Genomic DNA, 7679 nt, shown 5'->3' with positions numbered 1-7679 from the left:
TAGCTTTTTAACTTTACAGGATAGCTTATGATTATTTGAAGTTCTGCGGCTTTGATATAGCTTCTGTGCTATCTCAGCATTATAGTCACTATTTATACTAGTGCGATTAAGTTCCTTTTTTATAGCTCTTTCACTATAGCCAATTTTATTGGCTATTTGAGATGTTTGGTATCCTAATTTAAGTAATTCTTCTATGCAATATCTATTTGAAAGAGTTAAGTGCTTTGGCATTTTTTAGTTCCTTATCGTTTATTTTAGTTTCGTCAAAACCTAATAAACTATATTTGGAACTCTCTTTCAACTATTTAAAACTTTCAGAATACAATCTAGCATATTAAAAGGTACAGGGCCTGCTGAATGGCTTAATAGAGTTTTTCTTACCGTAAAGCTTATTATCATATTATTTACAATATTATTACTTTTCAAGACTATAAGTATCTCTAAGCTAGATAGCTATAGTTTTGGCACTCTAAAAGAGGTTATAGTCACTTTACCAATACTTGCCACAACATTCTCAGCTCATATAATTGTTCCTAGCGTTGTCAACTATGTTGGACCACATCCAAAAGATATTAGAAGAATTATTATAGTTGCATCTCTAATAATATTGGTAATATATGTGTGCTGGATAGTATCAATATTTGGCAATATAGCTATTTATGATGATAAAAATAGCTTTGCAGAAGTCTTAAAATCTCTTAGCTCCGAAGATAGTGTAACTCAGCTTATTTATATTCTTAAAGCTAATATTCAGTCTTCTCAAGTTATAACTTTAGTTTATACCTTTATTACAATTTCTGTGACAACTGCTTTTATAACTCTATCATTAGCATTAAAAGATCTAGTACTTGATAGATTTAAAATGAACAACCTATCGACACTAAGCAAAAACATATTATTAAGCTTTCTGCTTTTTATGCTACCGATAATCCTGAACTATTATTTTAAAAAACTTTTTTTAATAGCACTATCTGTTGTTGGACTATTTTCTCTAATAATGCTTGTTTCGTGTTCACTAAATATGGTTAGAATACTTCGTAACCGTAATTTTGAAATAATTTACAAATCAATGAAAAATAATAAGCTTAACAACTTTGCTCTAGCTATTGCTATTATTATCATATTCCAAGTTATTGATTATATTCTTTAAGTATTCTCTTTAAGCAAAGAAAAAGATAAAATATAAATAGTTATTTAATACAAAACTACAAGGTATAGATATGCAACACACATCAGGTTTTTTAGATTTAGTAAACGATGCAAAAAGTAGAATACAAGAATGTACAGTTGATGATATCAACAAAATGAATGAAACAGAAACTCTTGATGGTTTACTTATTGATACACGTGAAGAGTCAGAATTTGCAAATGGATATATTCCTAATGCTATTCATATTAGTAAAGGACTAATTGAATGTCGTATTGAGCAGCTAGTACCCAATAAAAATCAAAAAATGTACTTTTATTGTGGCGGTGGTTTTAGATCTGCTTTAGTTACTGATTTACTACAAAAAATGGGATATAAAAATGTAATTTCTGTTGATGGTGGTTGGAGAGCATGGAATACAAATGGCTACCCTACTAATAAACCAAAAGATTTTATGCCAACCCAGTATATAAACTTAATTAATCAAGCAAAACATCAAGTACCTGAGATTTCAGCAGATAGTCTTTACAATATGTATGAAAACAACAATCTTGATGGAGTCGTTATTGATGTTAGAGAAGATTCTGAGTTTGCCCAGTTCCATATTCCAGGAGCAACACACCTAAGCAAAGGACAAATAGAGGTTAAGATTGAAAATCTTATACCTAATAAAGACCAAAAAATATATCTATACTGTGGATCTGGCTACAGGTCACTATTAGCAGGTTTTAATTTGCAAAAAATGGGATATAAAAATGTTTACTCAATGAGTGGAGGAATTAAAGAAGGTTGGCTAGCGAACAACTATCCAGTGTCACAGGATTAAGGATAAAAGTAATGTCATTTAGAATTGGCCATGGTTATGACGTACACAAGTTCACATCCTCAAAGAAAAATATTAATATTGGTGGAATCGAGATTCCATATGCAATGGGATTAGAAGCTCACTCTGATGGTGATGTATTAATTCATGCCCTTTGTGATGCTATTTTAGGCGCATTAGGTCTTGGAGATATAGGTAAACATTTTCCAGACACTGACATGGAGTATAAAAATACTGATAGTAAATTTTTCTTAGCTGAAATAAAAAAAATGCTTGATGATAAAGAATACTCGATAAGCAATATTGATTGTACCATCATTGCACAAGCACCTAAAATGCTTCCTCATATAGAAAAAATGAAAGCTTGCTTGGCAAGTGTACTTGAAATACAAATTAATCAAATAAACATAAAGGCAACAACTACTGAACAGTTAGGATTTATAGGTAGGAAAGAAGGCATCGCAACACATGTTGTTTGCCTACTAAATAGATAGTTATTTATCAGCTAAATTTTCAAGGTACTTTGCAACCTCTTCTAACTCTGCCTGACAACAAAAAATACCTATATCATTATCTTCAAGCATATCTAATATATATTTAACTCCAATTAGCTCTCCATGTGAAATATAAGTTTTTGAAATATCAAAACCTTTGCTTTCTAAATTATCACGGATCAAAGTAGGCAACTCAAGAGGTTTAGCTCCTCTGAGATACTTTTCAGTTTCTTTAATAACCACAAAGTCTATGCCATGTTTGATAATGATATCATTAATACCAGAGATTAAATATTTACGATCTCCTGTAGTTCCTATCATTAGATACTTCTTACCACCCTTATCATAAGCTTTTATCATATTTAACAAAGCTTCCATACCAGCCTCGTTATGGGCGTAGTCAATAACAGCAACTTTATTATCAAATTCAAAAATATTTGCACGACCTCTGTTAACTTTAGGATCACTTTTGAAATTTTTAAGAGCTGCTCTGATATCATCTAAGCTAATACCTAATTTAAACGATAAAGCTATGGCAATCATGGCATTTTCAATATTATGCTTAGCAAAACCTTTAACTGTCAAAGGAGCATCTACTACTGGAAGAATTTGCTTTTTAGAAGTTTTATCAATCCATGTAAAAGTATCATTCTCTACTACACAAGCATAGTCCACCTTTGATAAATAGTAATCCATATCGTGTTGATCAGGATTCTGCGTAACAACTATTTTAGCGCAACTTAATTTATCAAATTGCTGTTTCATATATGAATTATCTAAATTAATTACAGCATGAGAATCTTTACCCATTGTTCGAAATACAATAGCTTTTGCTTCTGCTAGTTCTGCAACTGTTTCAATGCCATCTTCACCTAGATGATCTGCAGAAACATTCGTAACTGCTACTGCATTTATATAAGTCTCTATCAAGCCTCTCTTTAGAAGACCTCCACGAGCAGACTCAAGCAAAGCAACTTCTACCTTTTTGTTTGTCAAAACAAATTGATGACCTGTTGGACCAGAATAGTCTCCCTCATCTATCAACTCATCATTAACTTTAACCCAATCTGTAGATGTGTAACCAGTAAGCTTACCTGCCATACGACAAATATAATCAGTCAATCTAACTGTAGTGGTCTTACCATTAGTACCTGTTACAATTACAGCTGGAATATCATAGACTTTTGACCAATCAACATCTTCAATTTTATCGTTGTCTAGATCAAACTCATAACAACCTGTACCAGAACCAACAAAAGCTTTATTTTTATCTCTAAAAGCATTAAAGCCTTTAGATTTAGCTAAATCATAAAGCTTCCTGTATGTAAGATTCTTATCTTCATCTATCAGAGGTATGAGTTTTTGTTTTGCTTCTTCAAGAGTTTTAAAGGAGCCATTCTCAAACCCTTCTCTCACAGAAAGCCAAATAAAGTCAATGACATCACATGCTGGCATAGTAATATCTACAGGTGCAATCATCGCATAACGAACACCATTATTAAAAAATTTGTGTGTTAATTTTATATGCTCCCAACCAAGAGCTGGAAGTATTCTTTCTGCCTCTTGGTAGAAAAGTTTTGTTAATTCATCACGATGATCGATAAGCGGCACATCTAAGACTGTTCCAGTTTCCTTAAAAAATAGATTAGGTCCAATAAGTCTACGTGAATAACCTTCAGGAATCATACAAAGGCTCCATTAAATAATAAAAACCAAACAATTAGTCATTATCTTCTTCATCGAAAATAACTCTAACACCACTTTCATCAGCTATAACACCAGCTTTGATAACCTCAGAAATTTCTTCCGACAAGCTTGGATCCTGAGCAATAATAGAAGCAGAGAACATCTCTTTTTTCTCTTCTTTATGTTCTTTGTTATCATTTGTATTATCTTTATTGAAATAGATAATCTGTTTCCAAGTTCTCTTAAGTTTATCAGCAAATATAACAACTAGATCTCCATCTTGTGCCATACTAAGAGCGTGATCTACAGCTTCTTGCTCACTTTCAATAGTCTCTATTCTATCTGCAGCAACACCCGCTTCAATCAAAGCTTCTTTAAGCATTCTAGGAACCTCATCTGGGGCTCTGCCTCTTAGAGTATCATCACGTTTACAGATGAAGTGATCGTAATAAGGTGCTGCTGTTTTTGCAAGCTCATATATATCCTCATCTCTTCTATCACCAGGAGATGCTAATACACATATTTTCTTACCAGAAAACTCCATGTTGTCAATCATTTGACTCACAAGTTTGATCGCTGCTGGGTTATGTCCATAATCCATCAATACTTTAAATGGATGTTCTTCAAACCAGTTCATACGTCCAGGTGCTTGATAGAATGATGTAACAAATGTTCTTAAACCGTCTCTAAGATCATCTAAACTCATTCCCATACCATAGCATATTGCGATAGCAAACATAGAGTTTTGAACATTATGGATAGCCTTACCTTCCATAGTAGCTGGTATTAAGTGAGTCCACAAAACAGGGATATGTACATTATTATCAAAAATTGTAATCATGTCTCCATTCACACCTTTCTCGATAATACAAGCTTTACCTCCAGCACGTATATGTTGCTTAACTAAAGCATGTTCTGGGTTCATCGTCACATATAGTATATGCTTAGCTGTTACTTTAGCCGACATCTTAAGCACGTTCGGATCATCGGCATTTAGTACTGCAACATCTTTTGCCGCTTGTGGAACAATACTCTTGACTTTAGCCAAATCTTCTAGCGTACTTACCCCCTTAAGCCCTAGGTGATCAGATGAAACATTTAAACATGCTCCAACATTACAATAATCATATCCCATACCACTTCTTAGTAATCCACCTCTAGCTGTCTCTAAGATTGCCATTTCTACTGATGGGTCTTTTAAAACCATCCGTGCAGAAGTTGGACCTGTAGCATCTCCAGCAACTGTCAACTTACCATTGATATATACACCATCAGTAGTTGTTAAGCCTACGATCTTACCAGCATTTTTCCACATATGGGCAACCATTCGCGAAGTTGTAGTTTTACCATTTGTTCCAGTGATAGCAGCAATAGGAATTCTAGCGTTACCATACTCTTTAGGAATTAGCATATCAATAACAGCTCCGGCTACATCTCTTGGTTTACCTTCACTAGGAGCTACGTGCATTCTAAATCCTGGAGCAGCATTACACTCACAAATAGCACCACCAATATCATGGTATGATTGAGAAATATCATCTATCAAGAAATCAACACCACCAACATCAAGACCTATAGCTTTTATTACTCTTTCTGCCATATCTTTATTATCTGGATGGACTATATCCGTCACATCTATAGCAGTACCACCAGTTGAAAGATTAGCTGTAGATCTTAAATAGAAAATCTCTCCTTCTTTAAGGATAGTGTTTTCATCATATCCCGCTGCTTTTAATAAAGTCTTAGCCTGATAATCTAACTCTAATTTTGTTAAAACTTTCTCATGTCCGACACCTCTACGCGGGTCTTCATTTACGATATCAACTAATTCTTTTATGTTATGTTTCCCATCACCCACGACATGTCCAGGCACTCTTTTTGCAACTGCAACAAGCTTACCATCAACGACCAACATTCTATGGTCAAAACCTGTTGCAAATTGTTCTACTATAACATATCTTGATACTTTGTTTGCTTCAACAAACGCATCTTTAATTTCTTGCATAGTCTTTAGATTAATAGATATACCGCGACCATGATTACCATCTAAAGGCTTAACTACTAATGGAAATCCTAAAATTTTTGCTGCTCTTAAAGCACCTTCCTCTGTAGTTACCATTTTCTGCTTAGGAACAGGAAGCCCTAGACCTTCTAATATAGTATTAGTTTGATTTTTATCGCATGATAAATCAACCGCAATACTAGTTGTTTTACCAGTTATTGTTGCTCGAATTCTCTGTTGATATTTACCATAACCAAATTGCACTAATGACTGATCATTTAGTCTAAGATATGGGATATCTCTTTTTTTAGCAGCTTCAATCAATGAGGCTGTACTTGGTCCAAACTCTTTGCTTTGAGCAAATTTAATAAATCTAACCTTCTCATATTCAAAATCAAAGTCTTCATTCTTATGTTCTACTTGTTTCTTGAGCTCTTCAGGTAATAAAGATACTAATAAGTCTCTAGCTAACTCCATAGCTCTTAGACCAACATCTTTCTGCTTATATTCATAAACCATATTATAGTGACCTGCCTCGCCTGTCGATCTTGTACGACCATAGGTAACATCACTACCAGCCATATCTTGAAGCTCAAGTATTGAATGCTCCCAAATATGTCCCATCCAAGTTCCATCATCTTCTCTTAATCTGCGGATAAAGCCGCCTTTTTCCCTATAAGAACAACCATGCTCTTCCAATCCTGGTAAACTATCCACAAGTCGATTTATAAAATCCTCACCAATCTTCGCAGATGGCCAGTTTTCAAGTACGCATAAATCAATCTCATGCTTTATAACAGGAAAGTTTGCATAGATGTTAGGTCCCACATAAACATTAGTAGATAGTATTTTCATTTAAGACTCCTTAGATATTCAATGTTGTATACAGATAATATATACTTCACAAATCATGATACATAAAAATCATGTTCAAGAATAGCGGATTTTAATAAATCAATAAAAACGCTAGATTGTATTCTCAATGTTTATAGAGATACCAAAATGTACTTCATTAGGTGTCAAGTAATTTAAACATTTCTTAGGTCTATTATTCAAGTCTATCTGTAACTTTCTAATGTATTGATGAGATATATTGTTAAAGTTAGTACCTTTAGGTATAAATTGTCTGATATACCTATTCATGTTTTCATTAGTACCTCTTTGCCAAGGACTGTATGGATCAGCAAAGAATACTTTGATGCCAGTCTTGCTAGTTAGCTTCTTATGTTTAGCAAACTCTTTACCATTATCAAATGTAGCTGTTAATATTTTATGACCATTAGATACTTTGTACAATATTCTATTGATTGAATTAGCTGTTCTATCTATAGACTTGGCTAAAATAGTAAATCTGCTAGCTCTATCGACCATTGTTACAATAGCACTTTTATGGTCTTTACCAACAATAGTGTCACCTTCAAAGTGATAAAGATTTTTTCTATTAGCACTGCTAGGTCTTTCAGAAATACTCGCTCTATCCTTTATCTTAACTTGTTTAGAGTCACCTTCTTTTTTGTATTTATATTG

Annotated in this window: 6 protein-coding genes and 1 pseudogene; 3 read left to right on the top strand and 4 right to left on the bottom strand. The window is 33.5% G+C overall.

What is annotated here, in order from left to right:
- On the bottom strand, window positions 1–231 hold a 231-nt coding region (locus F8C69_RS07580; RefSeq protein ID WP_159183974.1), incomplete at its 3' end, for a helix-turn-helix domain-containing protein.
- Window positions 232–325: 94 nt separating this feature from the next.
- Here F8C69_RS07580 and F8C69_RS07575 point away from each other — a divergent pair.
- The 3 genes and pseudogenes from F8C69_RS07575 to ispF form a co-directional block, all read left to right on the top strand.
- A pseudogene (locus F8C69_RS07575) lies at window positions 326–1150 on the top strand (aromatic amino acid transport family protein); the annotation flags it as partial.
- Between the two features lie 70 nt (window positions 1151–1220).
- On the top strand, window positions 1221–1973 hold the full coding sequence (locus F8C69_RS07570) for a rhodanese-like domain-containing protein (RefSeq protein ID WP_159184778.1): 753 nt from the start codon (window positions 1221–1223) through the stop codon (window positions 1971–1973).
- 11 nt (window positions 1974–1984) lie between these two features.
- Window positions 1985–2464, top strand: a complete 480-nt coding sequence (gene ispF / locus F8C69_RS07565; protein ID WP_159184777.1) for a 2-C-methyl-D-erythritol 2,4-cyclodiphosphate synthase — start codon at window positions 1985–1987, stop codon at window positions 2462–2464.
- Here the strand turns inward: ispF and F8C69_RS07560 are convergent, their stop codons facing one another.
- The 3 genes from F8C69_RS07560 to F8C69_RS07550 all read right to left on the bottom strand — a co-directional run.
- Window positions 2465–4150 (bottom strand): Mur ligase family protein, encoded by a 1686-nt coding sequence (locus F8C69_RS07560; protein ID WP_159184776.1) that lies wholly within the window; start codon window positions 4148–4150, stop codon window positions 2465–2467.
- A 34-nt stretch (window positions 4151–4184) separates the two neighbouring features.
- The gene (gene cphA / locus F8C69_RS07555; RefSeq protein ID WP_159184775.1) at window positions 4185–7007 is read right to left on the bottom strand and encodes a cyanophycin synthetase; all 2823 of its coding nucleotides are present in this window, start codon (window positions 7005–7007) and stop codon (window positions 4185–4187) included.
- Window positions 7008–7118: 111 nt separating this feature from the next.
- Window positions 7119–7679, bottom strand: a 561-nt coding sequence (locus F8C69_RS07550; RefSeq protein ID WP_159183759.1) for an IS30 family transposase, incomplete at its 5' end; no start/stop codon positions are given.

The organism is Francisella noatunensis subsp. noatunensis, from assembly GCF_009823375.1.
In the GTDB taxonomy this organism is placed as follows: domain Bacteria; phylum Pseudomonadota; class Gammaproteobacteria; order Francisellales; family Francisellaceae; genus Francisella; species Francisella noatunensis.
The sequence above is the reverse complement of the archived record's forward strand: the minus strand, read 5'-3'. Positions and strand labels throughout refer to the sequence as shown.